Raw genomic sequence first — 25,431 nt, forward strand, 5'->3', positions numbered from 1 at the left:
TCGGCTCAGATCCGGCGGGAGAAGAGGTATCCGCGCTCGTCGTCGAACCCGGTGACCACGAACCCGTCCGAGAGCAGCCCGCCGAATGCGTCACGCACGCGGTAGCGCCACTCCAGCGCTTCGGTCGGGTCGGCCCGGCGCAGCCCCTCGATGTCGTGCGGCACCGGGACCGACGTGACGACGTCCTCTTCCCGCGGAGCGGATGCCGGCGCCGCCAGCGCCCAGGAGGCCATCAGCCGGTCGGATTCGTCGCCCCGGTTCACGCCGTCGTCCATCGCGCCGTAGTGATCGATCAGGTACTCGGTGATACGCACGCCGAGCACCCGCACATTGAAATGGGCGTTGCGCGCAACGAGCGGATCGAAAGTCCAGGTGATGTGCCCGACGTCACGGGCGAGCGCCCAGGCGCGCTGGTGATTCTTCAGGAGGCGCCCGAGACCGCGGCCGCGGTAGCCGGGCAGGATGCCGGTGATGTGCGAGTGCATCGACCGCTCGGCGGGCGCCGCGAACCAGGCCGCGGAGGCGCCGATCATCCGATCGCCGTCGAAGAGGCCGACGGCGTAGTTTCCCGAGTGCGCGAGCGCGCGGAGCAGATTCGGCGGCATGCCGGTGCGATCGCCACCCCACACCTCGCTCAGCACCTCGCTCGCGGTGAAAATCTGCTCCACCGACTCCAGCGCGCGGATCTCAATGTCGGCGGACGCGGTCTCCTCACTCATGGCGCCACCCTACGCCCGACGGCCCCGGCCCTCGGTCGCGCCGAAAGCGTCGATGAGTGAACACACGGGATGACCACGCGCGCCGCCGCAGGACCCGAATGCCGAGCCAAAGCGCGATCGTGGCCGTTCTCGCGAGGCGAAGCTGTACGACCCGGCCGACCAGGTGCCCTATTTCTCCACCATCGGTGGAGTCGCCATCGTCATGGGCATCGCGTTGCTGTTGGCGGTCAGGCCGGTGCTGGCTCTGATGCGGGGCGTGCGCTGAGCACCGTCTAGGTCACATCGGCCCACGCGTCAACCCCATCGGCATCCTTTCGATCGCGTCGTAACGTGAGACACAGATGGTCGGTGTCCACGCCGACCGGAGCGAAAGGGGTTACCCATGGGACTCGACGACAAGATCAAGAACGCCGCTGAAGACCTCGCCGGCAAGGCCAAGGAAGCAGCCGGCAAGGTCTCCGGCAACGAGCGCCTCGAAGCTGAAGGCCAGGCCGACCAGGCCAAGGCCGACATGAAGAAGGCCGGCGAGAACGTCAAGGACGCGTTCAAGTAAGCCCCCGACACGATGCCCCCGCCCGACTCGGCGGGGGCATCGTGCTGTGTGCGTGCTCCGACACGGCAGAATCGATGCATGCCTCCGGTCCACACACCGCACCTCCTGCCCGCTCACGCCTGTCTGATCGTGCAGGGCAAGGACACCCCCGGAATCGTCGCGGCGGTCTCGGCGATGATCACGCGCATCGGTGGCAACATCGTCGCGTTCGATCAGTACTCCGACGATGCGCGCGGAGGCGCGTATTTCCAGCGGGTCGTGTTCCACCGCCCGAATTTCGCCGCCGATCGACCGCAGATCGAGCAGGAGGTCGCTCGCACCATCGCCGACTTCGACCTTTCGTGGGAGCTCACCGACCAGTCGGTACCGAAGCGCATGGCGATCCTCGCGAGCAAGCAGGACCACTGCCTGCTCGACCTGTTGTGGCGTCACCGCCGCGGCGACCTGCCCGTCACGATCCCGATGGTCGTCTCCAACCACACGACGACTGCGGAGGATGTCCGCAGTTTCGGCGTACCGTTCTTCCACGTGCCGTCGGTGACCGGGCCTGACAAGGCGGCATCCGAAGCCGAGATTTTGAAGCTGCTCGTCGGCAACGTCGACTTCGTCGTCCTGGCCCGGTACATGCAGATTCTGTCCGGCGACTTCCTGTCGCAGCTGGGCGTGCCGGTCATCAACATCCACCACTCCTTCCTGCCCGCCTTCATCGGCGCCGAGCCGTACAAGAAAGCCAAGGAGCGCGGCGTCAAGCTCATCGGGGCGACATCGCACTACGTGACCGACGACCTCGACGAGGGGCCGATCATCGAGCAGGACACCGTCCGCGTCACGCACGCCGAGTCGGCGACCGAGCTTGCGCGGCGCGGCGCTGACGTTGAGCGTCAGGTGCTCTCGCGTGCGGTCCTGTGGCACGCGCAAGACCGCGTGCTGCGCGACGGCAACCACACGATCGTGTTTTGACCCCATGTCCCACTTCTGGTCGTTTCTGAGCACCAGAAGCAACCAGAAGTGGGACATGCTGTGTCGCAAGTGGGACACACGGTGCCCAGAGTGGGACGCGGGTCAGAACACGTATTCCATGAGGTCGAGGCCCAGCGTGTGGAATGCTTCGTTCGCCCGCAGGCGGTGCGCAATCGACAGATCGTCGAAGCAGACGATCAGCGCATAAGAAAGGCCTCCGCGCGGGCCGGCGATCACTCCGGCTTCGGCACGGATGCCGTCGGCGCGCCCGGTCTTGTTCACGAACAGCAGGCCGTGACGATCATCCTCGTGGGCGAACGGGTCCATCGCCGTCGCCGACCCCACGAGCGCAAGGTCCTGGGTGAGGTTCAGCCACTCCCCGACCTGGGCGCTGACGGCCGGAGAGACGACCTGTGCGTTGACGATCCCGGCGAACAGGGCCGCCAGTTCACCGGCAGAGGACAGCGCGACCTGCGGGGCGTCATCGGGTCCGCGCACATCACGGAAGCGGTCGAGCAGGGCGGTCTTCGTCAGGCCGATCGACTCGATGCGCGCGCGGACGGCATCCAACCCCACCCGAGCGAGCAGGGCGTTCGCCGCCGACGCGTCCGAGGCGGCCGCCGCGAGCACCGCGAGGTCGCACACCGGGAGCGCGGGCGCCTTGAGGTGCTGCCAGAGCCCCGCGACCCCGACCGGGTCGACCGACCGGCGCTCCAGGATCTCCAGCGGGTCGAGCGTTCGCGCCTCGATCTGCGCCGCGACGTCGACCAGCAGTGGCACGATGCCCAGGCCCGCCACCGGGAGGGTCAGGTGATCATCGCCGATGAGGATGCCGTCACCGCTGTCGAGGTCGGAGACCCGCACCGACACCTGGGCGCCGGCGGTCGAGAGCGCGTCGAGGGCCTTCAGCGTGCCGAGCAGCGACGGTTGCCGGAGAGCGCGCCGCGCGCCGGCAACCGCGCGAGAGTCCCCGCCCCGACGGGAGCGCAGCTCGCGCTCCGCACCCGCGCCGCCGGACCCGGCTGCCCGGGCCGCGGCGCGCGAACTCGGCCGCTCGGTCACCAGATCGTGACGCGTGCGTCGGGCTCGAGCCACAGCTCGTCACCCTCGGCAACCTCGAACGCCCGGTAGAACTCGTCGACGTTGCGGACGATCTGGTTGCACCGGAACTCGTTCGGCGAGTGCGGGTCGATCGTCAGCAGGCGGATGGTCTCGGCATCCCGCCCCTTCTGCTGCCAGATCTGCGCCCAGCTGAGCAGCAGACGCTGGATGCCGGTGAACCCGTCGATCACCGGTCCGTCGCCGGCATCCTCGCCCAGGTGCAACCGATAGGCCTTCAGCGCGATGCCGAGCCCGCCGAGGTCGCCGATGTTCTCGCCGATCGTGAGGGCACCGTTGACGGTGTGCTCGGCGGCGAGCCCCTGCGGGACGAGATCGTTGTACTGCGCGATCAGGGCGCTGGTGCGCTCCTCGAAGGCCGAGCGGTCCTCGTCGGTCCACCAGTCGTTGAGTGCTCCCGTGCCGTCGAAGGCACTGCCCTGGTCGTCGAAGCCGTGGCCGATCTCATGGCCGATCACGGCGCCGATGCCGCCGTAGTTGGCCGCAGCATCCCGATCCATGTCGAAGAACGGATGCTGCAGGATCGCGGCCGGGAAGACGATCTCGTTCATCAGCGGGTTGTAGTACGCGTTGACGGTCTGGGGTGTCATGTACCACTCATCGCGGTCGATGGGCGAGCCGAGCTTGGCAAGCTGCCGGTCGTGCTCCCACGCGTTCGTGCGGCGGACGTTGCCGATCAGGTCGTCCGCGTCGACCTCGAGCGCGCTGTAGTCCTTCCATTTCACCGGGAAGCCGACCTTGGGCGTGAAGGCCGCGAGCTTCTCGAGCGCGCGCTCGCGCGTGGCGGGGGTCATCCACTCGAGCTCCGAGATCGACTGCCGATACGCCTCGATCAGGTGGGCGACGAGCTCGTCCATTTCTTCTTTCGCGCGAGGCGGGAAGTGCCGCTCGACGTAGACCTTCCCGACCGCTTCACCGAGGGCCGCCTCGACGAAGCTCACGCCGCGCTTCCAACGCTCGCGGTTGACCGGAACCCCGGTGAGCTCGGTGCCGTAGAAGGCGAAGTTCGTGCTCACGAAGTCGTCGGACAGGAACGCAGCCGAGGCGCGCACGACGTGCAGCCGCAGCCACGCCTTCCAGTCCTCGAGCCGCTCCTCGGTGAGGAGAGCGCCGAGGCCGTCGAGATAGCTCGGCTGGTTCACGTTGATCTCGGTGAATCCGTCGCGGTGCTCCCCGGCGACGGCGTCGAGCCAGCCCTCCAGGTCGACACCCACCCGCTCCTGCACGTCATCCCAGGCCATCAGGTTGTAGGTCGCGACGGCGTCGCGACTGCGGACGTTGTCCCAGTGGTGGCCGGCGAGCTCCGTCTCGAGTGCGAGCACACGATCGGCCTGCGCCGCGGCATCCGCGACACCGGCGAGGCTCAGCATCGTCGTGACGTACTCGCGGAAGGCCGTGCGGGTGCGTTCGAAGTTCTCGAGGCGGTAGTAGCTCTCATCCGGCAGCGACAGGCCGCTCTGGACGAAGAAGACGACATAGCGCTGCGGGTTGCCCGGGTCAGGCTCAATGTAGGTTCCGACGATGCCGCCGACGCCCTCGCGTTCGAGCTCACCCGCGACGCGGAGGAACTCGGGCAACGAGCTGATCGCCTCGACACGTTCCAGCTGCGGAAGGATCGGGGCGGCACCCAACGCGTCGATGCGCTCGGTGTCCATGAAGCTCGCGAACAGGTCACCGATCTTGCGGGTCTCGGTGCCGGGCTCAGCCTCGGTCGACTCCTCGATGATGACGCGGACATCCTTTTCCGCCTGCTCGGCGATGAGGTGGAAAGAGCCCCAGCGGGCTTTGTCCTCGGGGATCTCGGTGCGGTCGATCCACGCGCCGTTGACGTGACGGAACAGATCGTCCTGCGGGCGGATGGTGTCGCTCAGCTCGGACAGCTCGATACCCGAGCGGGGGGTGGTCTCGGTCATGCCGTCCAGGATACGCGCCGTGACCGCGGTGGATGCCGGGTGAGCTCAGCGCGGCACGTCGGTGGTCGCGCACTGCGCGTTCGCGGGCTCGCCGGCGAACCGCGCGTGTGTCCACGCGATCGCGTCGGCCACCATCGGCGAGTAGGTCTCCATCACTTCGGCGTGCTCGTAAAGCGCATAGCGGCGGTAGTCGACGCGTTGCCCGCGCGCGCACACGTCCTCGACATAGGCATCCTGCGTGGCCTGCGGCACGATCGAATCGCTGCCCCCCTGCCCGAGGAACAGCGGTGGTCCGATCCAGGAGGGCGCGATGTTCTCGCGCAGATGCGTACCCAAAGGTCCGTAGGACGGGTCGGTCGAGAAGAGCTCGGGATCGATCGTCGTCCCGACGACGGCGACGACCGACAGCGCGATCGCGGGATCCGTGAGGCACCGCTCCGCCATCGCGCGGAGCACGGGCTGCACGCCCGGCCTGATGTACCGCGCATATGTGATGTCGGGATAGACCTGATCGAACGCGGCGAAGGCGTACGAGGCGAAGATGAGCCCGCCCGTGACGTTGGAGACGTTGTCGACGAGCGCGGGGGGATCGGCGGCCGGCGCGAAGGCGGCGACACCGCGCACCCAGACGTCCGGGGCGTATTCGCGCGCCAGCGCGCCGGTCCACAGTGCCGCGCCGCCGCCCTGCGAATGCCCCCACACGACCGTGCTCGCGCTGAGGTTCGCCTCGGAGATTTCGCGCGCAGCGCGCACGGCATCCAACGAGGCGACCGCACTCGACTCGCCGAACAGGTACGTGTGCGGCCCCTCCGTGCCCAGACCGATGTAGTCGGTCGCCACGATCGCCCAGCCCTCGGCGATGACCTTCTTGATCACGTACATGCCGCCCGCCCAGAAGGGCCGTTCCTGCAACGAAGGCGCGCAGTGCTGGGCGAAGCCGGTCGTCCCGTGGTTCCAGTCGATCACCGGCCAGCGCTCCCCGGGCTCGCCCCCGGCGGGAACGACGACCAGCCCGCTCGCGACGCGGATCTCGCCGTCCTGACCCGTGGTCGTGTAGAGGATGCGCCAGCCGACGGCATCCTTGGGCACTTCGCGGGTGAAGGGCTCGGCGCGCACGAGCTTGCCGGGTTGGTCGGGGATCGTGCGCGGTGCGGCATAGAACTCGTCGACGACGGTCGATCCTTCGCGCAGCGGCGCTGTGCCGATGACCGCGACGACCGCGACGACGACCGAGAGTAGCGCGACGGCCGTCCGGGCCCACCGCTTTTTCGGGGTGACCTGCGACGGCGGACGGTGTTCCTCTCGCCGCCGGCGCAGCGACGACCACAGATCGGCGATTCCCCGCATGATCAGCGACGCGCCGAAGACGACCGCGACCACCAAGAGTGTGATGTCCGGCCAGACGAGCGCCAGGACGCCGAAGATGATCCCCGTCGCGCCGAAGGCGGCATCCGCGATGCGGTCGTCCCAGCCGCGACCCTTCAGGAAGGCCGAACCGAGGCCGGCCGCCCCGTTCAGGAGCAGCAGGATGCCGGCGATCACCGCGACGGCGCGGACCGTGAGGCCCGGCCAGGTGAGCACGAACACGCCGAGCACGATCCAGCCGACGGAGAGCGCCCCCCGCCAGCGGCGCTCCCCCTCCTCCACCCGGCCGGTCGCTTCGAGGACTCCGGTGAGGATCATGCCCCCGCCGAGGAGGAGAGCGAGGATGTCGAGTGCGGTCGTCGGGCGGAGGACGATCACCGCGCCGAGCACGATCGATGCGAGCGAGAGCACGATCCGCACCCACGCGGGCATGCGCGCCAGCAGCCTCCCCAACGGGAGTCTGCTGAGGATCCCGGTATCCGCCACTCCTCCAGGCTACGTTCCGCCGGGGACGCTCCGGTGCGCCTTTAGGCTCGGGGATATGGCCACACCGACCCTCAACCGCGACATTCTGCGGTTGGCTGTGCCGGCCCTCGGCGCACTCGTCGCAGAACCGCTGTTCCTCATCGTCGACGCGGCCCTCGTCGGGCACCTCGGGATCGTGCCCCTTGCCGGCCTCGGCATTGCGTCGGCGGTGCTGCAGACCATCGTCGGGTTGATGGTCTTCCTCGCCTACTCCACCACGCCCGCCGTGGCCCGCAGGTTCGGTGCCGGTGATCACACCCGCGCTGTCGGCGCCGGGGTCGACGGTCTCTGGCTGGCGCTCGGGCTCGGCGCGATCCTCGCGATCGCCGGGTCACTGACGACCCCGTGGCTCGTGGCCCTGTTCGGGGCTCCGGCCGAGGTCGCCGAGCAAGCCGAGATCTACCTCGGGCTGTCGATGTGGGGACTCCCGGCCATGCTCGTGGTGTTCGCCGCCACCGGTCTCCTCCGCGGCATGCAGGACACCGTCACGCCGCTCTGGATCGCCGGGATCGGTTTCACCCTGAATGCCCTGTTGAACGGGATGTTCATCTACGGGTTCGGATGGGGGATCGCCGGCTCCGCCGCCGGGACCGTCGTCGCGCAATGGGCGATGGTGGGCGCGTACGCGTTCGTCGTGGGCCGCCTCGCGCGGCGGCATGCGGCATCCCTTCGCCCGCGGCGTGACGGCGTGCGGGGCTCGGCACGCTCGGGCGGGTGGCTCTTCCTACGGACCGTGTCGCTGCGCGTCGCGCTGCTCGCGACGGTCGGCGTCGCGACGGCGCTCGGCACCGAGGAGCTCGCCGGCTGGCAGATCGCCTTCACGATCTTCGGGGCCGCGGCGTTCGCGCTGGATGCCCTCGCGATCGCCGCGCAGGCCCTGATCGGCAAGGGGCTCGGGGCGGGAGACGAGCCGTTCGTGCGCCGAGTGCTCGGCCGCACCCTTGCCTGGGGAGCGTGGTTCGGGGTCGCCGTCGGCGGTCTGATCGCGGCGCTGTCGGGCGTGATCGGGATCGTGTTCACCGGCGACCCCGTGGTCGCCGCGGTCATCCAGCCGGCGCTTCTGGTGCTCGCGGTCGCTCAGCCGGTGTGCGGAATCGTGTTCGTCCTCGACGGCGTGCTCATCGGCGCGGGCGACACCCGCTACCTGGCGATCGCTGGCGGCCTCAACCTCGTGCCCTACGTGCCGGCGCTGCTCGCGGTATGGCTCGTGCAACCGACCGGCGCAGCCGGACTCACCTGGCTCGCGGTGTGCTTCTTCGGCGTGTACATGCTCGCCCGCCTGGGCACACTCGCCTGGCGCGTGCGCGGTGCGCACTGGCTCACCGCCGGCGCGTGACCTTCTCCCCCGCCGCGTCGCCGCGCCCCGCGCCGGAGCCCCGAGACGGCACATCCGTGGTGAGACGCCACGCGGCGCACCCCGTCTCACCGTCGATGTGCCGTCTCACGGGGAGCGGGAGCGAGTCGCGACTCAGGCGTAGCGGCGACACCAGTCGTACATGACCACGGCGGCGGCCGCGCTCGCATTGATCGAACGCGTCGAGCCGTACTGGGTGATCTCGATCACGCTGCTCGCCGCCGCGAGGGCCTCGGGTGAGAGACCCGGCCCCTCCTGCCCGAACAGCAGTACGCATCGCTCGGGGAGGTCGGCGCGGTCGACCGGCACCGAGCCGTCGACATTGTCGATCGCCAGGATCGGGATGCCCTCCGCCCCGGCCCACCGCTGGAACGCGGCGACATCCCCGTGATGGCGGACGTGCTGGTAACGGTCGGTGACCATCGCACCCCGACGGTTCCACCGGCGTTTGCCGATGATATGCACCTCCGCTGCACCGAAGGCGTTGGCACTGCGGACGATCGAGCCGATGTTCATGTCGTGTTGCCAGTTCTCGATCGCGACGTGGAACGGATGCCGACGCTCGTCGAGGTCGGCCACGATCGCTGCCATGGTCCAGTAGCGGTACTGGTCGACGACATTGCGGCGATCGCCCTGCGCGAGAAGCTCAGGATCGAAGCGCGGGTCTTCCGGCCAGGCCTCCGGCCCACCCGGCCATGGCCCCACCCCGACGGTGAGCTCCTGCTCCGGCGTAGGCTCCGGCTCCGGCTCCGGCTCCGGGCTCTCATCCGGGCTTACGGGCTGACGCATTGGTCCAGGCTAGTGCGGCCGTCGCCCCGTATTCAGTCTGCGCCGCGCGCGGCGGCCAGCGGAGGCCCGGGAATCCGCGGGTGGGCGTGTACCTCCCATCCACGCAGACTGAATACGGGACGCGCGGTACGGCGGAACAGGCGCACGTGAGGAGACCCGACACGGGGCGCGCGATGCGGCGGCGCGACGGAATCAATTTTTCGGTAGGCCGAAAAGACCGGCTAGAGTTTTCGGTATGCCGAAATACCCGGATACCGGCCTCGCCGTCGCGTCGCCCGCAGCTCGCGGCGAGCGCCGCCGCGGAACGGGGCGCGCCGCGTGGTTGCTCGGCCCTGCGCTCGTCGCCGGTGTCGCCTACCTCGATCCCGGCAACGTCGCGAGCAACATGACCGCCGGCGCCCGCTTCGGCTATCTCCTGGTGTGGGTCGTCGTGCTCGGCAACACCATGGCATGTCTCATCCAGTACCTCTCCGCGAAGCTCGGCATCGTGACCGGCCGGAGTCTCGCCGACGTCCTCGGCGAGCGCATCCGCAGCCGCTGGGGCCGGCGCGCCTATTGGGTCCAGGCCGAACTCGTCGCGATGGCCACCGACGTCGCCGAGATCATCGGCGGCGCCGTCGCGCTCTGGCTGCTTTTCGGCGTCCCGCTCCTGTGGGGCGGGCTGATCACCGGAGCCGTCTCGATCGCGCTTCTGGCGATCCAGTCGCGCCGCGGCGCGCGCCCGTTCGAGTTCGTGGTGATGGGTCTCGTGGTGATCATCGCGGTCGGATTCACTTACGGCGTCTTTCTCGCACCTCCCGATGCCGGAGCCATCGCCGGCGGGCTCCTGCCTCGCTTCGATGGCGCCGAGTCGGTGCTCCTCGCGGCTTCGATCCTCGGCGCGACAATCATGCCGCACGCGATCTACGCGCATTCCGCCCTCGCCCGCGACCGCTTCACCGCCATCACCGCGCGCGTCGACGACCGCGGACACAGCACCCCGCGGCTCCTCCGCGCCACCCGGTGGGACGTCACAATCGCACTCGTCATCGCCGGCACGGTGAACCTCTGCATCCTGCTGCTGGCCGCGGCGAACCTGGTCGGCGTGCCCGGCACCGACAGCCTCGAGGGCGCCTACACCGCACTCCACACCGGCCTCGGTGGTGTGGTCGCGACCCTGTTCGCGGTGGGCCTGCTGTCCAGTGGGCTCGCGAGCAGCGCCGTCGGCGCCTACGCCGGCGCGGAGATCATGAACGGTCTCCTGCGGGTGCGCATCCCCCTCCTCGCCCGACGCCTTGTCACTCTCCTCCCCGCCCTCGCCCTCCTCGCCGTCGGCGCCGATCCGACGCAGGCCCTCATCCTCAGCCAGGTCGTCCTGAGCTTCGGTATCCCGTTCGCGCTCATTCCGCTGGTCGTCCTCACGGCGAAGCGTGAGGTGCTCGGCGGCTACCGCAACCGCTGGTGGACGACCGCGGCGGGAGGGGCAGCATCCGTGTTTCTCGTGTCACTCAACGCCCTGCTTCTGTGGCTCGTGTTCACAGGCGGATAGCCTGAAGCGTGCCCTCCGCCGCGGTCGACGACTATCTGAAGACGATCTACCACCACACCGAGTGGCAGACCGCCCCGATCACGCCGTCGCAGTTGGCCGCCGAACTCGGCCTCGCCCCCTCGACCGTGACCGAGATGGTGCAGAAGCTCGCGGCGCAGGACCTCGTCTCCCACCGCCCGTATGGGCCGATTTCGTTGACGGATGCCGGGCGCCTGCGCGCCGCGGCGATCATCCGCCGGCATCGCCTCATCGAGACGTGGCTCGTGCGCGAGTTCGGGTATGCGTGGGACGAAGTCCACGACGAAGCCGAGGTGCTCGAGCACACGATCAGTGATCGACTGCTGGGCGGCATCGATGGCCGGCTCGGTCACCCGCGGTTCGATCCGCACGGCGATGCGATCCCCGACGCGCACGGCGATGTCGTCCGCGAGCCGTTCGTGCTGCTCGGCGCGGCGCGCGTCGGCCATACCGGCCGGGTGCTGCGCGTCAGCGACCGCGATCCCGCGCTCCTGCGGGCGCTCCAGGCAACGGGCCTCGACGTGGGCCACGCCGTGGCGGTCACCGGGCGCGCCGCGGTGCGCATCGACGGCGGGGCCTCGGTCGAGCTTCCCGCGGATGCCGCCGAGGCGGTCTGGCTCACCGCCTGAGCAGATCAGCGGCGGCGGGCCTTCGCGGCCTTCTCGTACGGCCATGGCGTGCGCGTCGCGTGCGCGCAATAGTTCCACAGCCGCGCGGCGATCTCGGTGTCGCGCGTGATGGCTGCCGGCGTCCCTTCGCGGGGAAGCCCGGTGGCCACCCGCGACGGACCCCAGAACGATCCGCCACGCGCATTCGGATCAACCAGAGCCCGCACGAGCGACCAGGCGCCGTGCTCCTTGGACTGAGTGATCGGCGCCTGCAGATTGTCGAAGAACCGAGTGCTGCGAGACGGTTCGTTGATCCCGAGGATGCCGCGCGTGCGCCCGCTCGTCGAGTACCCCGGGTGCGCGACCAGGCTGTCCACGGGGACACCTTCGTCCCGCAGTCGCCGGTCGGCCTCGAGCCCGAGCGCGGTCGCCCCGACCTTGGACTGCACATACGCGCGCCACGGGGTGTACCCGTTCTCGAGCTCCGGGTCGACCGGGTCGTACTTCCACATCGATGTCGACATCGAGCCGAGCCAGACCATCCTCCCGCGCTCCATCGCGAGGGAGGTGAGCAGCTCCCCCGCGAGCGCGAAGTGGCCGAGCACATTCGTGGCGAAGACGATCTCGTGCCCGTCCGCCGTGGTTTCGCGCTCCGCCGGCGGGTGAACCATGCCGGCGTTGAGGAGCAGTCCGTCGAGGCCGGTGCGACCGCGCGCGGTCGCGGCGGCCGAGCGGACCGAGCCGAGGTTGCTGGTGTCGAGGATGAGGGTTTCCAGAGACGCCGACGGATGCTGTCGCAGCACCGTTGCACGCGCCGTCGAAAGCCGGTGGGGGTTCCGGCCCGTCATCACGACATGCGCACCGGCGCCGGCCAGCTGCAGTGACGAGAAGAATCCAAGACCCGCCGTGGAACCGGTGACCAGGTAACGCCGACCGCTGAGGTCGGGCAGCTGCCGGGGGTCCCATTTCTCACGTGTCACGGCTCGAGACTACGGCGCACACCGGCACTAGGCTGGGCCCCATGCGGACACGCGCCGATATCGAATGCTGGTTGACCGACATGGACGGGGTTCTCGTCCACGAGAACAAGCCCATCCCCGGCGCTGCAGAGTTGCTGGCGCAATGGCGCAGCGAGGGAATCCCGTTCCTCGTGCTCACCAACAACCCGTTCTACACACCGCGCGATCTCAGCGCCCGCCTGAGGATCTCGGGACTCGAGGTGCCAGAGGATCGCATCTGGACGTCGGCGCTGGCGACCGCCGAGTTCCTGAAGTCGCAGCATCCGGGCGGCACCGCCTTCGTGATCGGTGAAGCGGGACTGACGACGGCGCTCCACGAAGCGGGGTACGTCATGACCGAGACGCATCCCGACTATGTCGTCATCGGCGAAACCCGCAACTACTCGTTCGACCGCATCACTCAGGCGATCCGGTACATCAACGCGGGCGCGCGTTTCATCATCACGAACCCGGATGCCACCGGGCCCACCCCGTCGGGTGTCGTCCCGGCGACCGGGTCATTTGCCGCCCTCATCACCCACGCGACGGGCAAAGCCCCCTACGTCGTCGGCAAGCCCAACCCCATGATGTTCCGCTCGGCGATGAACCGCATCGGCGCGCACTCCGAGAACACCGGCATGATCGGCGACCGCATGGACACCGATGTCGTCGCGGGGATCGAAGCGGGCCTGCACACGATTCTGGTGCGCACCGGAATCGCGGATGACGCCGAGATCGAGCGGTATCCGTTCCGCCCCGACGAGATCCTCGACTCCGTGGCCGATCTCCTGCGTGAGGTGCCCCTCGAATCGGAAATGCCGGAGGGGCTGTGACCGAGTTCGAGCAGACGCTCCTGTTCGCCGCGACCGGTGTCGTCCTCGTCGGAACGATGGTCGCCTTCGCGATCCAGTACTTCCGTGGTCGCGGACGCGGGGACGACAGCTGATGGCGCTGTTCCTCGCGGTGTCGGCGCTCGCGGTCCTGCTCATCACGCTCGTACTGTTCCTGCGCGCGCGGCGCGATGCTCCGCAGGGGACGCCCCTGCCGAACGGGCGCGCGCTCGTGCTGTTGACCCTGCTGGGGCTCATGCTCGCCCTCGCGTCGCAGTTGCCCGCCTTCCGCTGAGCTGCCCGGCGCGCAACTGCCGCCACCACCGCGACCGAACCGCATAGATGTGCGCGAGCCGACACCTTTTGCGCGCCCAGAGCCTGTCGGCTCGCGCACAAGGTGTCGGCTCGCGTGGGTGGTGCGTGGGTGGGTGGGTGTGTGCGTGGGCGCGAGGTTTCGATACGCGGCGCTTCGCGCCGCTACTCAACCTGATACGCAGCCGCCTCAACGCCGCTCCGCGGCATTGACCCGGCTCGTATCACTGCGGGGCGAGGCCCAGGTCGGCCAGGTCGATGACCGAACGCCAGGTGTATCCGGCAGCTTCGACCGCGGCCTGAGCGCCGGTCTTCCGGTCGACGACCGTGACGACCGCAACGACTTCGGCGCCCGCCGCGCGCGCGACCTCCGCGGCCTTCAGCGGCGACTGTCCGGTGGTCGAGGTGTCCTCGACGATCACGACACGCTTTCCCGCGACCTCGGCACCCTCGATCTGCCGGCCACGGCCATGGTCCTTCGGCTCCTTGCGGACGACGAACGCATCCACCGGGGTACCGGTCTGCACCGAGGCGTGCAGCACAGCATTCGCGATCGGGTCGGCACCGAGCGTGAGACCGCCTACGGCATCCACCGGGAGATCGCGCACCACGTCGAGGACGAGCCGTCCGATCGCGGGGGCCGCGCGGTGGTCGAGCGTGAGCTTGCGCATGTCGACGTAGTAGGTCGCCTTCTTGCCGCTCGACAGGGTGAAGTCGCCATGGAAGACGGCCTCGTCCTGGATCAGCCCGATCAGCGTCTGACGGTCGTTCTCGAGAGCGGGAGTGGAGGCGAGGGTCATGCGTCGATTCTAGGACGCCGCATCCGCTAGCCTTGTGGCCTGACCACATCGTCGCGCTAGTGTCGGACGCGAGCAGAGGAGCACCATGGCCCGCATCGGCATCGTCGCTGAGCAGCCCGGCGAGAACCGCGTCGCCGTCTCTCCGGTGACGGCCGCGAAGATCCGCGGGCTCGGCTACGACGTCCTCGTCGAAACGGATGCCGGCGCCCGCTCCTCGTTCGCCGACTCCGCCTACATCGAATCCGGCGCGACGGTCGCTCCTCGGAGCGAGGTGTGGGCTGCCGACATCGTCCTGAAGGTGAACGCGCCGACAGACGCGGAGAGCACGCTCCTGCGTCCGGGCGCGACCGTGATCGCACTGCTGAGTCCGGCGCTGCATCCCGAGTTGCTCGAGCGGCTCGCTGCCCAGGGCATCACGGCACTCGCCCTCGATGCCGTCCCACGCATCTCGCGTGCACAGTCGATGGATGTCCTGAGTTCGATGGCGAACATCGCCGGCTACCGCGCTGTCGTCGAGGCCGCGCACGAGTTCGGCCGCTTCTTCACAGGGCAGGTCACGGCCGCGGGCAAAGTGCCGCCGGCGAAAGTGCTCGTCGCCGGAGCCGGAGTGGCCGGTCTCGCGGCGATCGGCGCGGCCTCGAGTCTCGGCGCGATCGTCCGCGCCATCGACCCGCGACCCGAGGTCGCCGACCAGGTGGCCTCGATCGGCGGCACGTATCTGCCCGTCGATGTGGCGGTCGAGGCATCCGCCGACGGGTACGCGAAAGCCACGAGCGAGGCGTACGACCGCCGCGCGGCTGAGATCTACAGCGAGCAGGCGACCGACGTCGACATCGTGATCACGACGGCGCTCATCCCGGGCCGCTCAGCGCCGCGCCTGCTGACGGCGGCCGATGTCGCCAGCATGAAATCGGGCAGCGTCATCGTCGACATGGCCGCCGGGCAGGGCGGAAACGTCGAAGGCTCCCGCGCCGGAGAGCGCGTCGTGACCGCGAACGGCGTCGTGATCCTCGGGTACACCGATCTCGCCGGACGCCTCCCGCAGCAGGCGTCGCAGCTCTACGGCACAAACCTCGTGAACCTCCTCACCCTGCTCACGCCCGAGAAGGATGGGGTGCTCACCCTCGACGAGGACGACATCGTCCAACGCGCCGTGACGGTGACCCGTGGCGGTGAGGTCACCTGGCCGCCCCCGCCCGTGCAGGTATCGGCACCCGCCGCCCCGGCCGCCGCCGTAGAACCGGCTCCCGCGAGGAAGAAGATGTCCTCGCGTGTGAAGACCGGGCTGATCTCGCTCGGGATCACGGTGCTCTTCCTCGTCTGCGCGTTCGCGCCGGCGCCGCTCCCCCAGCACTTCCTCGTGCTGACGCTGTCGGTCGTGATCGGCTTCTCCGTCATCGGCAAGGTCGCCCACGCCCTGCACACGCCGCTCATGAGCGTGACGAACGCCATCAGCGGCATCATCATCGTCGGCGCGATGACGCAGATCGTCGTGGCCGATCCGCTCGTGCAGGTACTCGCGGCCGTCGCGGTGTTGCTGGCATCCATCAACATCTTCGGCGGGTTCGCCGTGACGAGGCGGATGCTCGCGATGTTCCAGAAGGGTGACCGCTCGTGAACGGCATCGCCCTCGCGCAGTCCGTCGCGACGGCGGCGTACATCGTCGCGGCACTGCTGTTCATCCTCGCGCTCGGCGGACTCAGCAAGCAGGAGTCCGCACGCCGCGGCATCACCTACGGCGTCGCCGGCATGACGATCGCGCTCGTGGCGACCTTCGCCCTCGTGATCGCGAATGGCGCGCTCGTCCCTGACGACACGACGGCGTTCTTCGGGGTCGGCCTCCTCCTGGCCGCCGTGCTCGTCGGCGGCGGGATCGGCTTGTGGCGCGCACGGGTGGTCGAGATGACCGGGATGCCGGAACTCATCGCCCTCCTGCATTCCTTCGTGGGGTTGGCCGCCGTACTCGTCGGCTGGAACGGTCACCTGTACGCCGAGGGCGTCGCACCGGAGCTGGCCGGCATCCACCACGCCGAAGTGTTCATCGGCGTCTTCATCGGCGCCGTGACCTTCACCGGGTCGATCGTCGCGTTCCTCAAGCTGTCGGGACGTATGTCGTCGGCGCCGCTCGTCCTCCCGGGCAAGAACGCCCTGAACATCGGCGCCCTGGCCCTCTTCGTCGCGCTCACGGTCTGGTACGTCATCACGCCGACGCTCGGTCTGCTGATCGCGGTGACGGTCCTCGCGCTCGCGCTGGGTTGGCACCTGGTCGCCTCGATCGGCGGCGGCGACATGCCGGTCGTCGTCTCGATGCTCAACAGTTACTCCGGCTGGGCGGCGGCCGCGGCCGGCTTCCTGCTGAACAACGATCTGCTGATCGTCACCGGCGCGCTCGTGGGATCATCCGGCGCCTACCTCAGCTACATCATGTGTCGGGCGATGAATCGGTCATTCTTGTCGGTGATCGCGGGCGGGTTCGGCATCGAGGCTCCACGGGCGGATGCCGAAGACCACGGCGTGCACCGCGAGATCGATGCCGCGGGCGTCGCCGAGCTCCTCCGCACCGCCCGGTCGGTCGTGATCACGCCGGGGTACGGGATGGCCGTCGCGCAGGCGCAGTACCCGGTGGCGGATCTCACACAGCGGCTGCGCGATCGCGGAGTCGCTGTGCGCTTCGGCATCCACCCCGTCGCGGGGCGTCTGCCGGGACACATGAACGTGCTCCTCGCCGAAGCGCGCGTGCCGTACGACATCGTGTTCGAAATGGATGAGGTGAACGACGACTTCGCCGGCACCGATGTCGTGCTCGTGATCGGCGCGAACGACACCGTCAATCCGGCCGCCACCGACGATCCCTCCTCGCCGATCGCCGGGATGCCGGTGCTCCACGTCTGGGATGCCACTGACGTCGTCGTCTTCAAGCGGTCGATGGCCTCCGGTTACGCCGGTGTCGCGAATCCCCTGTTCTGGCGCGAGAACACCCAGATGCTCTTCGGCGACGCGAAACAGCGCGTGGAAGACATCCTCCGCGCCCTCTGACCCGCGTCGCCCCGCCGCGTCGCCCGGCCCGTCGCCCGGCCGCGAAACACCGGTGGTGCACCGAGACACCGCACGCCAGCAGATGTCTCGGTGCACGGATGGTGTCTCGCGGCGGCGGGTGGGAGAGGCACCGGCGGATACGCTGGGAGGCATGCGTGTGGCCACCTGGAACGTCAACTCCATCCGCGCGCGGGTCGCGCGCACCGTCGAATTCGCCGTGCGCGAGGACATCGACGTGCTCGCGATGCAGGAGATCAAGTGCAAGCCCGAGCAGTTCCCCTACGCCGAGTTCGAGGCGGCGGGGTACACGGTCGAGGCGCACGGACTGAACCAATGGAACGGCGTGGCGATTGCGAGTCGTGAACCGCTCGAGGACCTGCAGATCGGCTTTCCCGGTATGCCCGGATTCCAGAAGGGATACGACGGCCCCGACGCGCCGCAGGAGGCGCGCGCGATCGGCGCGACGGTCGGCGGGGTCACGGTCTGGAGCCTGTACGTCCCGAACGGGCGTTCGCTCGACGATCCGCACTACACGTACAAGCTGGCCTGGCTCGAGGCCCTGCGGGGCTACACGGCCGACAGCCTCCGCACGAACCCCGACCTCGCGCTCGCCCTGACCGGCGACTTCAACATCGCCCCGACGGACGCCGACAACGGCGACCCGACGCTGGTCGAGGGCGTCTCGACGCACGTCTCACCGCCCGAGCGCGCAGCATTCCAGTCGCTGCTGGATGCCGGGCTCTCCGACACCGTGCGCCCCCTCGTGCCGACCGGCTACACCTACTGGGATTACAAGCAGCTGCGCTTCCCCCGCAACGAGGGCCTGCGCATCGACTTCATCCTGGGCTCGCGCGCCTTCGCGGATGCGGTCGTGGGCGCCGGCATCCACCGCGACGAACGCAAGGGCGAGATCCCGAGCGACCACGTTCCCGTGGTCGTCGATCTCGACCTCACCGGTCCGGACGACGACGACCGCCCGATGATCTGGTAGCCGCGCCGAGCCCTCACACCTGCGTCGCGACAGCACCCGTCACGGCGAGGGATGCCGGAGCGAGCGCACGCGTCGGAGCGACCGCCCCCATCCGCCAGAGGCCGGCGACGCTGACCGCGAAGACGCCGACGAGCATGACGTTGCGCGCCAACAGCACAGAGGCCGCGACGGGATCGGCGTCGACGAGCGGCATGTAGAGGATCGGGAAGACGATGGTCGTGGCCACCGAGATTCCGGCCATCCACCACGCGACCGAACGCCACGCGTCCGGCTCGACGGCCAGCCCGACAGCGACGATCGGCGTGAGCCACAGCATGTACTGCGGTGAACCGACCTTGTTGAAGATGATGAGGGCCCCCACGAGCGCAAACGATCCCCGCACGATCAGCCGCTGCTCGAAGCCCGGCGTCAGTCGGCCGGCACGCATCGTGGCACGACGCGCGTGCCAGAGCAGCACCACGATCAGCGCGAACGCGATCGGCATGGCTACACCCACGAGCTGCCCGGCGAGGTGTTCGCCGGGCCCCGTGACCTCGCGCGTGGCGAGCTCGATGTTGTTCCGGATCTGCGATCCGGGAATCCCCAGCACCGTCGCCCACACCCACGGGGTCGCAACCGGTGCTTCCAACTGGACCGCGCGATCACTCTGGATCGTGATGAAGCTGAAGAGATTCGAGGCACCACCGAACGCCACGACGACCCCGGCCACGACTGCCGAGACGCCGATCCCGCCGAAGATGATCCCCCGTCGGCGTGACGACACCGTGACGGCGGCGGCGGCGAGAGCCACCGGCCACACCTTGATCCACGCGCCGGCGGCGATCAGGGCACCGGCCACCGCGGGTCGCCGCGCGACGTACACGAGGGCTGCGATCGCGAGCGGCGCTGAGAACGCCTCGAGGCGCAGCATCGACACCGGCGCCAGCAAGATCTGGATCAGCAGCCAGTACCAGGCCGCGGGATAGCCGGACAAGCGACGCATTCCACCGGTGAGAGCAAGGATCGCGAGTATGTTGGCGGCGGCGACCAGGACCAGCCACACGAGTTGGTAGTTGTACGCGCCAGCGACGATCGGCACGACGATCGGCACGAGCGCGCCGGCCGGGTACACCCACGGGTCGTCGATCACGGGCCATTGCCCGTGGAGCGCCTGCATGGCCCACAACCGGTAGAGCGGCAGATCCCCCTGCGTGCCACCGAAGAGGATCACATGCAGCAGGCCGATCAGGTACACGACGTGCACGGCGGCGAATCCCCACAGCAATCCGCGACGAGTCATGCCCCACGCGCCGAGCCGCTGAGAGAGCACGGTCAGCCGTTCGGGCACACGCGTGCCCCCGTCGAGTCTCGTCACCTCACCGACGCTAGGACGGATGCCGGAAGAGAAGGTTTCCGTTGGCTGTCCGTTCTCTGTCAATCGGGTGCACACGGATGCCGCGGCTCCGCCGTGCGGGGGAGGCCCGCGGGAAGAGCCCCGCGTAGTTTTGAGGAATGAGCACTGCCGTCATGCGCCCCGGAGCGACTCCGATCGAGATTCGGCGCGACATCTGGCTCGCAATCGCCCTGTTCGTCGGGGCGATCATCAGCGCGTGGCTCGGCCAGGTCGCCGGTTTCTACGGCGACACGACGCCGAACTTCGCGTGGGCGCTGCTGTACGCGGCCGGCCTCACCCTGCCGATCGCCGCCCGTCGCCGCTACCCCGTCACGGTTTTGCTGATCATCGCCGTCGTGTTCTTCATCGGTGTGTCCGCACGCATCCCCGAGGTGTACGTCGGCAACGTGTCGTTGTTCATCGCGATGTACACGGTCGGCGCCTGGGTCGACGATCGTCGCCGAGCGACCATCGCACGCGTCGCCGTCGTGGTCGGCATGTTCGCCTGGCTGCTCGTGACCACCTTCCAGGCCGCGACTTCGCCCGATGACGACGGGCTGTCGCGCGCCGGGCTGTTCTCGCCGTACGCGGCGTACATCGTGATCCAGTTTCTCGTGAACGCCGCCTTCTTCGGCGGGGCCTATTTCTTCGGCGAGCGGGCGTACGCGCAGGCGCGCTCTCACATCTCCCTCCACGAGCGGACCGCCGAACTCGAACGCGAGCGCGAGTTGTCGGCGGCGCAAGCCGTCGCCCTCGACCGCGTGCAGATCGCCCGTGAGCTCCACGACGTCGTCGCCCACCACGTCTCGGCGATGGGGGTGCAAGCCGGCGCCGCACGCGCTGTGCTGGCGCGGGACCCCGCCGCTGCGGAGGTCGCGCTCTCGGCGGTCGAGCAATCGGCGCGCGACGCGCTGACCGAACTCCGCCAGCTCCTCGACACGTTGCGCACACCGTCGACCACCGACGCCGACGCGCCGACCGGATCGACCATCCAGCTCGCGGCGCTTCCCGCACTCGTCGAACACGCCAGCAGCAATGGCCTGCCGACGACCCTCACCATCGTGGGTGAGCCGGTCGATGCTCCCGAACTCGTGCAGGTGAATCTGTACCGCATCGCCCAGGAGGCCCTCACGAATGCTCGCCGCCACGGCGGCCCCGGTGCGGCCGCCGATCTCCGTCTGCGGTACACGCCCGATGCCCTCGAACTCGAGGTGGTCAATGTCGGCCGAAGGCCGCTCGGCGGGCGCGCGGGCCTCGGACTCGTCGGCATGCGAGAGCGGGCGGCGGCATCCGGCGGCACGCTGGATGCCGGGCCCCGCGAACGCGGAGGCTTCCTCGTGCGCGCCCGCGTTCCGCTGCAGAGCGCAGTCGCCCGATGATCCGCGTGCTGCTGGTCGATGACCACGCCGTCATGCGTGCCGGCTTTCGGATGATCCTGCACACCGCCGGGGACATCGAGGTCGTCGGCGAAGCTGCGACGGGCGTCGACGCGATCGCCGCCGTCCGCGATCTGACCCCCGACGTCATCTGCATGGACGTCCAGATGCCCGACATGGACGGGCTCGAAGCCACGCGCCGGATCGTGTCCGGAGCGGGGAATGCGGCATCCGTTGTGATCGTCACGACCTTCGACCGGGACGACTACCTGTTCCAGGCGCTGGCGGCCGGAGCCAGCGGGTTTCTCTTGAAGAACGCCGGTCCCGAAGAACTCATCGCCGCCGTGCGCGTTGCCGCGGCGGGCGACGCATTGCTCGCACCCGCCGTCACCAAACGGGTCATCGAGCGCTTCACGTCTGCTCCGGATGCGCGCCCCGCACCGCCGCAGCCCGCGCCTGACAGCCCGGCTCTGGACCTCACGGAGCGCGAGAGCGAGGTGCTGCGCCTCCTCGCGCAAGCGCGCAGCAACGCAGAAATCGCCCGCGAGCTGTTCATCGGTGAAGCGACCGTGAAGACGCACGTCTCGAACGTGCTGCAGAAGCTCGGCGCCCGCGACCGCGTCGCGGCGGTCGTCTACGCCCACCAGCACGGGCTCACCTGAGCACTCCCCCGCACGGGGCGCCGGATCTCCCTCGCTCGGTGGAGGCGCCGCGCGCGGCCGCTTCGTACGGTGGAGAGACGACGAAAGGGAGTTCTGATGCTCGAACTGACCGCAATCACCAAGAGCTACGGCGGGCGCCGTGTGCTCGATGACGTAGGCTTTCGCGTCGCGGAAGGCCGCCTGACCGGCTTCGTCGGCGGCAATGGCGCCGGCAAAACCACCACGATGCGGATCGTCCTCGGCGTGCTCGCCCGCGACGGCGGCGAGGTCACCTTGAACGGCACGCCCGTGACCGCAACCGACCGACGCCGGTTCGGTTACATGCCGGAGGAGCGCGGGCTCTACCCACGGATGCGGGTGCTCGAGCACATCGTGTATCTCGCACGCCTCCACGGGTTCTCAAAGGCGGATGCCACGGTCCGCGCGACGGCGCTGCTCGATGAGCTGGGGCTCGGTGAGCGGCTGAACGACAACATCGAGACGCTGTCGCTCGGCAACCAGCAGCGCGCACAGATCGCCGCAGCGCTCGTGCACGACCCTCAGGTGTTGATTCTCGACGAACCGTTCTCGGGTCTTGACCCTCTGGCTGTCGACGTCGTGGCCGGCGTTCTCCAGGCGCGGGCTGCCAACGGTGTCGCCGTGCTCTTCTCCTCGCACCAGCTCGACGTCGTCGAGCGCCTCTGCGATGATCTGGTCATCATCGCCGGGGGCACCATCCGCGCCACCGGCGACCGCGAGTCACTGCGCACGCAGCACTCCCAGCGTCGGTTCGAACTCGTCTCGGCCGGTGACGCGGGCTGGCTCCGCGACGAGCCCGGCGTCGAGGTCGTCGACTTCGACGGCGGCTACGCCCTGTTCGACGTCGACTCCGACCAGACCGCCCAGCGGGTGCTCCGTCGCGCTGTCGACGGCGGCGATGTCGCCAGCTTCGCGCCCCGCCGCCCGTCCCTCGCCCAGATCTTCAAGGAGGTCATCCAGTGAACGCGTCCACCCCCACCTTCGCCCAGAGCGTGTGGCTGGTCACCGAGCGTGAAGTCGGCTCGAAGCTGCGCAGCAAGGCTTTTCTGATCTCGACCGGCATCTTGTTCGCGATCGCTCTCGTCGGGGTGCTGTGGGGCGGCTTCACGGCCCAGAGCGACTCCCGCATCCCGGTCGCTGTCACCCCCGACACCGCCGCGGTCGTGGCCGACTTCGACCAGGCACTCGACGTCACCGAAGCCGCCGATGCCGAAGCCGCCCGCGACCTCGTCCGCTCCGGCGATGTCGATGCGGCCCTCGTCCCCGGTGGGACCGGCGACTTCTCGTTCACACTCGTGGGTGACACCGAGATCCCGTCCGGCCTCATGCCGCTGCTGAGCGCCAGCCCGCCGGTGGAGCTGCTGACCACGGAAGGAACCGATCCGTTCCTCCGTTACATCGTCAGCTTCGGGTTCGGGATCATCTTCTTCATGGCCGCGTTGACCTTCGGGTCGACCATCGCGCAGTCCGTGGTGGAGGAGAAGCAGACCCGCGTTGTCGAGCTGCTGATCTCGGCGATTCCGACGCGCGCACTTCTGGCCGGAAAGGTGATCGGCAACACCGTGCTCGCGGTCGGCCAGATCATCGGCCTCGCCGCGATCGCGATCGTCGGGCTCACCGTCACCGGGCAGAGCGAGCTGCTCACGGGCCTCGGCGCGCCGCTGGTGTGGTTCGCCGTGTTCTTCCTTTTCGGGTTCATTCTGCTGGCGGCGCTGTTCGCGGCCGCCGGTGCGATGGTCTCGCGCCAGGAGGACATCGGCTCGACGACGACCCCGCTGACCTTCCTCGTCATGGCGCCGTACCTGCTCGTCGTCTTCTTCAACGACAACTCGCTGTTGCTCACGATCATGTCGTACGTGCCGTTCTCGGCTCCCGTGGGCATGCCGGTGCGCGTCTTCCTCGGTGAGGCCGAGTGGTGGGAGCCGCTCCTGTCGCTCGCGATCCTGCTCATCACGTGTGCCGCGGCGATCTGGGTCGGCGCGAAGATCTACGAGAACTCGATCCTGCGTATGGGCGCCCGCGTCAAGCTCGCCGAGGCTCTCGCCGGCTGACGAGCCGGGTCATCACGCCGCCGATGAGGAGCCTCTCGTCGGCGGCGTGTGGCTGTCGCCGACGAGAATGACGGCTTCTCAGCTATCGACGATCACCGAGAGGATGTTGCCCGCGGGGTCACGGAACCAGGCGATGTCGGGTCCACCGGATCCCCGAGAGATGCCTCGCCCATCCGTCCCGAAGTCGGGATCGGTGTAGATCTTCACCCGCGATCAGAACCATGATCACATCCGATCCCGGTCGCGCACGCGGCCGATCCGATCAGTATCGGCCCGCAGGGTGACGCTGTCGAGGGCCTCATCACTGCTCGATGAGGATGCCGTCGGCGTCGGCCCAGAGATGGCGCCCGGGCGTGAAGCGGACACCCGCGATCACGACCGGCACATCGACCTCCCCGACACCGCTCTTCGCGCTCCGGCGGGGATTCGAGCCGAGGGCCTTGACCCCGAGCGGCAGGGTCGCGATCACGGCACGGTCGCGGATCGCGCCGTGCACGACGATCCCGGCCCAGCCGTGGGCGACCGCGGATGCCGCGATCAGGTCACCCACGAGCGCGGACTCGAGCGATCCACCCCCGTCGACCACCAGGACGGCACCCTCTCCCGGGGTGGCGAGGATCTGCTTCACCAGCGCGTTGTCACGGTGGCACCGGACGGTGCGGATCGGCCCGTCGAAAATGACGCGTCCGCCCAGGTCGTGCAGCTGCAGAGCGAGCGAGGCGACCTCGTCGCCACGCTCGTCGAAGAGGTCAGCAGTGGAGATCATGTCCTCACGGTAGAGCCGGCGTCGACGCGATCGCCGGCGAGGCGGGAAAGAAGATCGGTCCGACTTCTGCGGATGCAAGAAATCGGACCACTCAGCCGGAACACCATGAGGGTGCATACAGTTGAATGGGAATGGGCCGACGGTGTCCCTGCCGCACCATCTGCAAGGAGACGCCATGAGCATGATCGCCGACCACACCGCCCAGACCGACGCGCCGATCCTCGACGTGCTGGCCGAACGCTGGAGCACACGGATCTTCGACCCCCGCACACCGATCGACGAATCGGCACTCGCGAGTGCACTCGAAGCAGCCCGTTGGGCGCCCTCGGCGAACAATACCCAGCCTTGGCGTTTCGTCGTCGCGCGGCGCGGTACCGCCGAACACGCGGCCATCGTCGATGCGCTGGTGGGTTTCAACCAGAGCTGGGCGGCTCATGCCGCCGCGTTGGTGGTCTTCGCGACCATGAGCTCGCTCGACGGAAAGCCGCTCGCCTGGGCCGCGTACGACGCGGGTCAGGCAGCCGCGCATTTCACGGTGCAGGCGCACGCCTCCGGCCTGTTCACCCACCAGATGGGCGGATTCGACCGTGATGCCGTCGCCGAGTCCTTCGCCTTCGGCGACGAGCTGGCCGCTGTCACCGTGATGGCGGTCGGCGCGCTCGGTGACATCGACAGTGCGCCCGAGCAACTGCGCGAGCGTGAGCTCACCCCCCGCACTCGCAGGCCCATCGCCGAGTCGCTCGTCGTCAACGCCTGACACAGCACACA

At 68.9% G+C, this 25,431-nt stretch carries 24 protein-coding genes and 1 pseudogene; 15 read left to right on the forward strand and 10 right to left on the reverse strand.

Features of this window, described 5'->3' with window-relative positions:
- Window positions 1-5: 5 nt before the first annotated feature.
- Complete coding sequence (locus Q0653_RS05495) at window positions 6-719, reverse strand: GNAT family N-acetyltransferase (RefSeq protein WP_298740680.1); 714 nt, start codon at window positions 717-719, stop codon at window positions 6-8.
- Between the two features lie 382 nt (window positions 720-1,101).
- Between Q0653_RS05495 and Q0653_RS05500 the strand changes: the two genes are divergently transcribed.
- Window positions 1,102-1,272 (forward strand): CsbD family protein, encoded by a 171-nt coding sequence (locus Q0653_RS05500; RefSeq protein WP_298943308.1) that lies wholly within the window; start codon window positions 1,102-1,104, stop codon window positions 1,270-1,272.
- Between the two features lie 78 nt (window positions 1,273-1,350).
- Entirely contained in the window at window positions 1,351-2,232 is an 882-nt protein-coding gene (gene purU, locus Q0653_RS05505; RefSeq protein WP_298740685.1) for a formyltetrahydrofolate deformylase, read from the forward strand.
- A gap of 102 nt (window positions 2,233-2,334) precedes the next feature.
- Here purU and Q0653_RS05510 read toward each other — a convergent pair whose 3' ends face one another.
- From Q0653_RS05510 to Q0653_RS05520, 3 genes are read right to left on the reverse strand one after another with little or no spacing between them, the layout of a single operon-like run.
- A complete protein-coding gene (locus Q0653_RS05510) occupies window positions 2,335-3,327 on the reverse strand; it encodes a serine hydrolase (protein WP_366521963.1) in 993 nt (330 codons plus the stop codon).
- Window positions 3,291-5,264 carry a M13-type metalloendopeptidase gene (locus tag Q0653_RS05515; RefSeq protein WP_298943311.1) on the reverse strand — a complete coding sequence of 658 codons (1,974 nt, stop codon included), beginning with the start codon at window positions 5,262-5,264 and terminating at the stop codon, window positions 3,291-3,293. Before Q0653_RS05515 ends, Q0653_RS05510 begins: the two co-directional genes overlap by 37 nt.
- 45 nt (window positions 5,265-5,309) lie before the next feature.
- On the reverse strand, window positions 5,310-7,115 hold the full coding sequence (locus tag Q0653_RS05520; protein WP_298943313.1) for a lipase family protein: 1,806 nt from the start codon (window positions 7,113-7,115) through the stop codon (window positions 5,310-5,312).
- A gap of 55 nt (window positions 7,116-7,170) precedes the next feature.
- Between Q0653_RS05520 and Q0653_RS05525 the strand changes: the two genes are divergently transcribed.
- Window positions 7,171-8,490, forward strand: coding sequence for an MATE family efflux transporter (locus tag Q0653_RS05525; protein WP_298943314.1), 1,320 nt, complete (start codon window positions 7,171-7,173; stop codon window positions 8,488-8,490).
- A 132-nt stretch (window positions 8,491-8,622) separates the two neighbouring features.
- On the opposite strand, the gene Q0653_RS05530 is transcribed toward Q0653_RS05525, so the two are convergent.
- Window positions 8,623-9,297, reverse strand: a complete 675-nt coding sequence (locus tag Q0653_RS05530; protein ID WP_298943315.1) for an RNA methyltransferase — start codon at window positions 9,295-9,297, stop codon at window positions 8,623-8,625.
- A 235-nt stretch (window positions 9,298-9,532) separates the two neighbouring features.
- On the opposite strand from Q0653_RS05530, the gene Q0653_RS05535 reads away from it, so the two are divergent.
- Entirely contained in the window at window positions 9,533-10,825 is a 1,293-nt protein-coding gene (locus Q0653_RS05535) for an Nramp family divalent metal transporter (RefSeq protein ID WP_298943316.1), read from the forward strand.
- An 8-nt stretch (window positions 10,826-10,833) separates the two neighbouring features.
- Window positions 10,834-11,472, forward strand: coding sequence for a metal-dependent transcriptional regulator (locus Q0653_RS05540; protein WP_298943318.1), 639 nt, complete (start codon window positions 10,834-10,836; stop codon window positions 11,470-11,472).
- Between the two features lie 5 nt (window positions 11,473-11,477).
- Here Q0653_RS05540 and Q0653_RS05545 read toward each other — a convergent pair whose 3' ends face one another.
- On the reverse strand, window positions 11,478-12,431 hold the full coding sequence (locus Q0653_RS05545) for an SDR family NAD(P)-dependent oxidoreductase (protein ID WP_298943320.1): 954 nt from the start codon (window positions 12,429-12,431) through the stop codon (window positions 11,478-11,480).
- A 41-nt stretch (window positions 12,432-12,472) separates the two neighbouring features.
- Between Q0653_RS05545 and Q0653_RS05550 the strand changes: the two genes are divergently transcribed.
- Window positions 12,473-13,282, forward strand: a complete 810-nt coding sequence (locus Q0653_RS05550; protein WP_298740795.1) for an HAD-IIA family hydrolase — start codon at window positions 12,473-12,475, stop codon at window positions 13,280-13,282.
- Between the two features lie 112 nt (window positions 13,283-13,394).
- Complete coding sequence (locus Q0653_RS05555) at window positions 13,395-13,574, forward strand: hypothetical protein (RefSeq protein WP_298740797.1); 180 nt, start codon at window positions 13,395-13,397, stop codon at window positions 13,572-13,574.
- A gap of 241 nt (window positions 13,575-13,815) precedes the next feature.
- Here Q0653_RS05555 and pyrE read toward each other — a convergent pair whose 3' ends face one another.
- Window positions 13,816-14,391, reverse strand: a complete 576-nt coding sequence (gene pyrE, locus Q0653_RS05560) for an orotate phosphoribosyltransferase (protein ID WP_298943323.1) — start codon at window positions 14,389-14,391, stop codon at window positions 13,816-13,818.
- 85 nt (window positions 14,392-14,476) lie between these two features.
- Between pyrE and Q0653_RS05565 the strand changes: the two genes are divergently transcribed.
- From Q0653_RS05565 to Q0653_RS05575, 3 genes are all read left to right on the forward strand, one after another.
- Window positions 14,477-16,009, forward strand: a complete 1,533-nt coding sequence (locus tag Q0653_RS05565; RefSeq protein ID WP_298943325.1) for a Re/Si-specific NAD(P)(+) transhydrogenase subunit alpha — start codon at window positions 14,477-14,479, stop codon at window positions 16,007-16,009.
- Window positions 16,006-17,427: a Re/Si-specific NAD(P)(+) transhydrogenase subunit beta gene (gene pntB / locus Q0653_RS05570; protein WP_298943327.1), complete on the forward strand. Its 1,422-nt coding sequence runs from the start codon at window positions 16,006-16,008 to the stop codon at window positions 17,425-17,427. The genes Q0653_RS05565 and pntB overlap by 4 nt, the downstream gene beginning before the upstream one ends.
- A 151-nt stretch (window positions 17,428-17,578) precedes the next feature.
- Window positions 17,579-18,418 (forward strand): exodeoxyribonuclease III, encoded by an 840-nt coding sequence (locus Q0653_RS05575; RefSeq protein WP_298943330.1) that lies wholly within the window; start codon window positions 17,579-17,581, stop codon window positions 18,416-18,418.
- A 13-nt stretch (window positions 18,419-18,431) separates the two neighbouring features.
- Here Q0653_RS05575 and Q0653_RS05580 read toward each other — a convergent pair whose 3' ends face one another.
- Window positions 18,432-19,772, reverse strand: a complete 1,341-nt coding sequence (locus Q0653_RS05580; RefSeq protein WP_298943332.1) for a hypothetical protein — start codon at window positions 19,770-19,772, stop codon at window positions 18,432-18,434.
- A 137-nt stretch (window positions 19,773-19,909) separates the two neighbouring features.
- Between Q0653_RS05580 and Q0653_RS05585 the strand changes: the two genes are divergently transcribed.
- The 4 genes from Q0653_RS05585 to Q0653_RS05600 all read left to right on the forward strand — a co-directional run bounded on the left by Q0653_RS05585 (window position 19,910) and on the right by Q0653_RS05600 (window position 23,897).
- A complete protein-coding gene (locus tag Q0653_RS05585; protein ID WP_298943334.1) occupies window positions 19,910-21,169 on the forward strand; it encodes a sensor histidine kinase in 1,260 nt (419 codons plus the stop codon).
- Window positions 21,166-21,828: a response regulator transcription factor gene (locus Q0653_RS05590; RefSeq protein ID WP_298943336.1), complete on the forward strand. Its 663-nt coding sequence runs from the start codon at window positions 21,166-21,168 to the stop codon at window positions 21,826-21,828. The genes Q0653_RS05585 and Q0653_RS05590 overlap by 4 nt, the downstream gene beginning before the upstream one ends.
- Window positions 21,829-21,924: 96 nt before the next feature.
- The gene (locus tag Q0653_RS05595) at window positions 21,925-22,809 is read left to right on the forward strand and encodes an ATP-binding cassette domain-containing protein (protein ID WP_298740813.1); all 885 of its coding nucleotides are present in this window, start codon (window positions 21,925-21,927) and stop codon (window positions 22,807-22,809) included.
- The gene (locus tag Q0653_RS05600; protein WP_298943339.1) at window positions 22,806-23,897 is read left to right on the forward strand and encodes an ABC transporter permease; all 1,092 of its coding nucleotides are present in this window, start codon (window positions 22,806-22,808) and stop codon (window positions 23,895-23,897) included. The genes Q0653_RS05595 and Q0653_RS05600 overlap by 4 nt, the downstream gene beginning before the upstream one ends.
- A 78-nt stretch (window positions 23,898-23,975) precedes the next feature.
- On the opposite strand, the pseudogene Q0653_RS05605 reads toward Q0653_RS05600, so the two are convergent.
- Window positions 23,976-24,098: pseudogene (locus tag Q0653_RS05605) on the reverse strand (VOC family protein); the annotation flags it as partial.
- 100 nt (window positions 24,099-24,198) lie between these two features.
- Window positions 24,199-24,663, reverse strand: coding sequence for a ribonuclease E activity regulator RraA (rraA, locus tag Q0653_RS05610; RefSeq protein ID WP_298943341.1), 465 nt, complete (start codon window positions 24,661-24,663; stop codon window positions 24,199-24,201).
- Window positions 24,664-24,838: 175 nt separating this feature from the next.
- On the opposite strand from rraA, the gene Q0653_RS05615 reads away from it, so the two are divergent.
- Window positions 24,839-25,420, forward strand: coding sequence for a nitroreductase family protein (locus tag Q0653_RS05615; protein WP_298740819.1), 582 nt, complete (start codon window positions 24,839-24,841; stop codon window positions 25,418-25,420).
- Window positions 25,421-25,431 lie beyond the last annotated feature (11 nt).

This window comes from uncultured Microbacterium sp., from assembly GCF_947488465.1.
Classification (GTDB): domain Bacteria; phylum Actinomycetota; class Actinomycetes; order Actinomycetales; family Microbacteriaceae; genus Microbacterium.

Excerpts from the sequence above, each read along its gene's own strand:
- Q0653_RS05495 (WP_298740680.1), bottom strand. The coding sequence starts at position 719 with ATGAGTGAGGAGACCGCGTCCGCCGACATTGAGATCCGCGCGCTGGAG.
- Q0653_RS05500 (WP_298943308.1), top strand. The coding sequence starts at position 1,102 with ATGGGACTCGACGACAAGATCAAGAACGCCGCTGAAGACCTCGCCGGC.
- purU (WP_298740685.1), top strand. The coding sequence starts at position 1,351 with ATGCCTCCGGTCCACACACCGCACCTCCTGCCCGCTCACGCCTGTCTG.
- Q0653_RS05515 (WP_298943311.1), bottom strand. The coding sequence starts at position 5,264 with ATGACCGAGACCACCCCCCGCTCGGGTATCGAGCTGTCCGAGCTGAGC.
- Q0653_RS05525 (WP_298943314.1), top strand. The coding sequence starts at position 7,171 with ATGGCCACACCGACCCTCAACCGCGACATTCTGCGGTTGGCTGTGCCG.
- Q0653_RS05530 (WP_298943315.1), bottom strand. The coding sequence starts at position 9,297 with ATGCGTCAGCCCGTAAGCCCGGATGAGAGCCCGGAGCCGGAGCCGGAG.
- Q0653_RS05535 (WP_298943316.1), top strand. The coding sequence starts at position 9,533 with ATGCCGAAATACCCGGATACCGGCCTCGCCGTCGCGTCGCCCGCAGCT.
- Q0653_RS05550 (WP_298740795.1), top strand. The coding sequence starts at position 12,473 with ATGCGGACACGCGCCGATATCGAATGCTGGTTGACCGACATGGACGGG.
- Q0653_RS05555 (WP_298740797.1), top strand. The coding sequence starts at position 13,395 with ATGGCGCTGTTCCTCGCGGTGTCGGCGCTCGCGGTCCTGCTCATCACG.
- pyrE (WP_298943323.1), bottom strand. The coding sequence starts at position 14,391 with ATGACCCTCGCCTCCACTCCCGCTCTCGAGAACGACCGTCAGACGCTG.
- Q0653_RS05565 (WP_298943325.1), top strand. The coding sequence starts at position 14,477 with ATGGCCCGCATCGGCATCGTCGCTGAGCAGCCCGGCGAGAACCGCGTC.
- Q0653_RS05575 (WP_298943330.1), top strand. The coding sequence starts at position 17,579 with ATGCGTGTGGCCACCTGGAACGTCAACTCCATCCGCGCGCGGGTCGCG.
- Q0653_RS05585 (WP_298943334.1), top strand. The coding sequence starts at position 19,910 with ATGAGCACTGCCGTCATGCGCCCCGGAGCGACTCCGATCGAGATTCGG.
- Q0653_RS05590 (WP_298943336.1), top strand. The coding sequence starts at position 21,166 with ATGATCCGCGTGCTGCTGGTCGATGACCACGCCGTCATGCGTGCCGGC.
- Q0653_RS05595 (WP_298740813.1), top strand. The coding sequence starts at position 21,925 with ATGCTCGAACTGACCGCAATCACCAAGAGCTACGGCGGGCGCCGTGTG.
- rraA (WP_298943341.1), bottom strand. The coding sequence starts at position 24,663 with ATGATCTCCACTGCTGACCTCTTCGACGAGCGTGGCGACGAGGTCGCC.
- Q0653_RS05615 (WP_298740819.1), top strand. The coding sequence starts at position 24,839 with ATGAGCATGATCGCCGACCACACCGCCCAGACCGACGCGCCGATCCTC.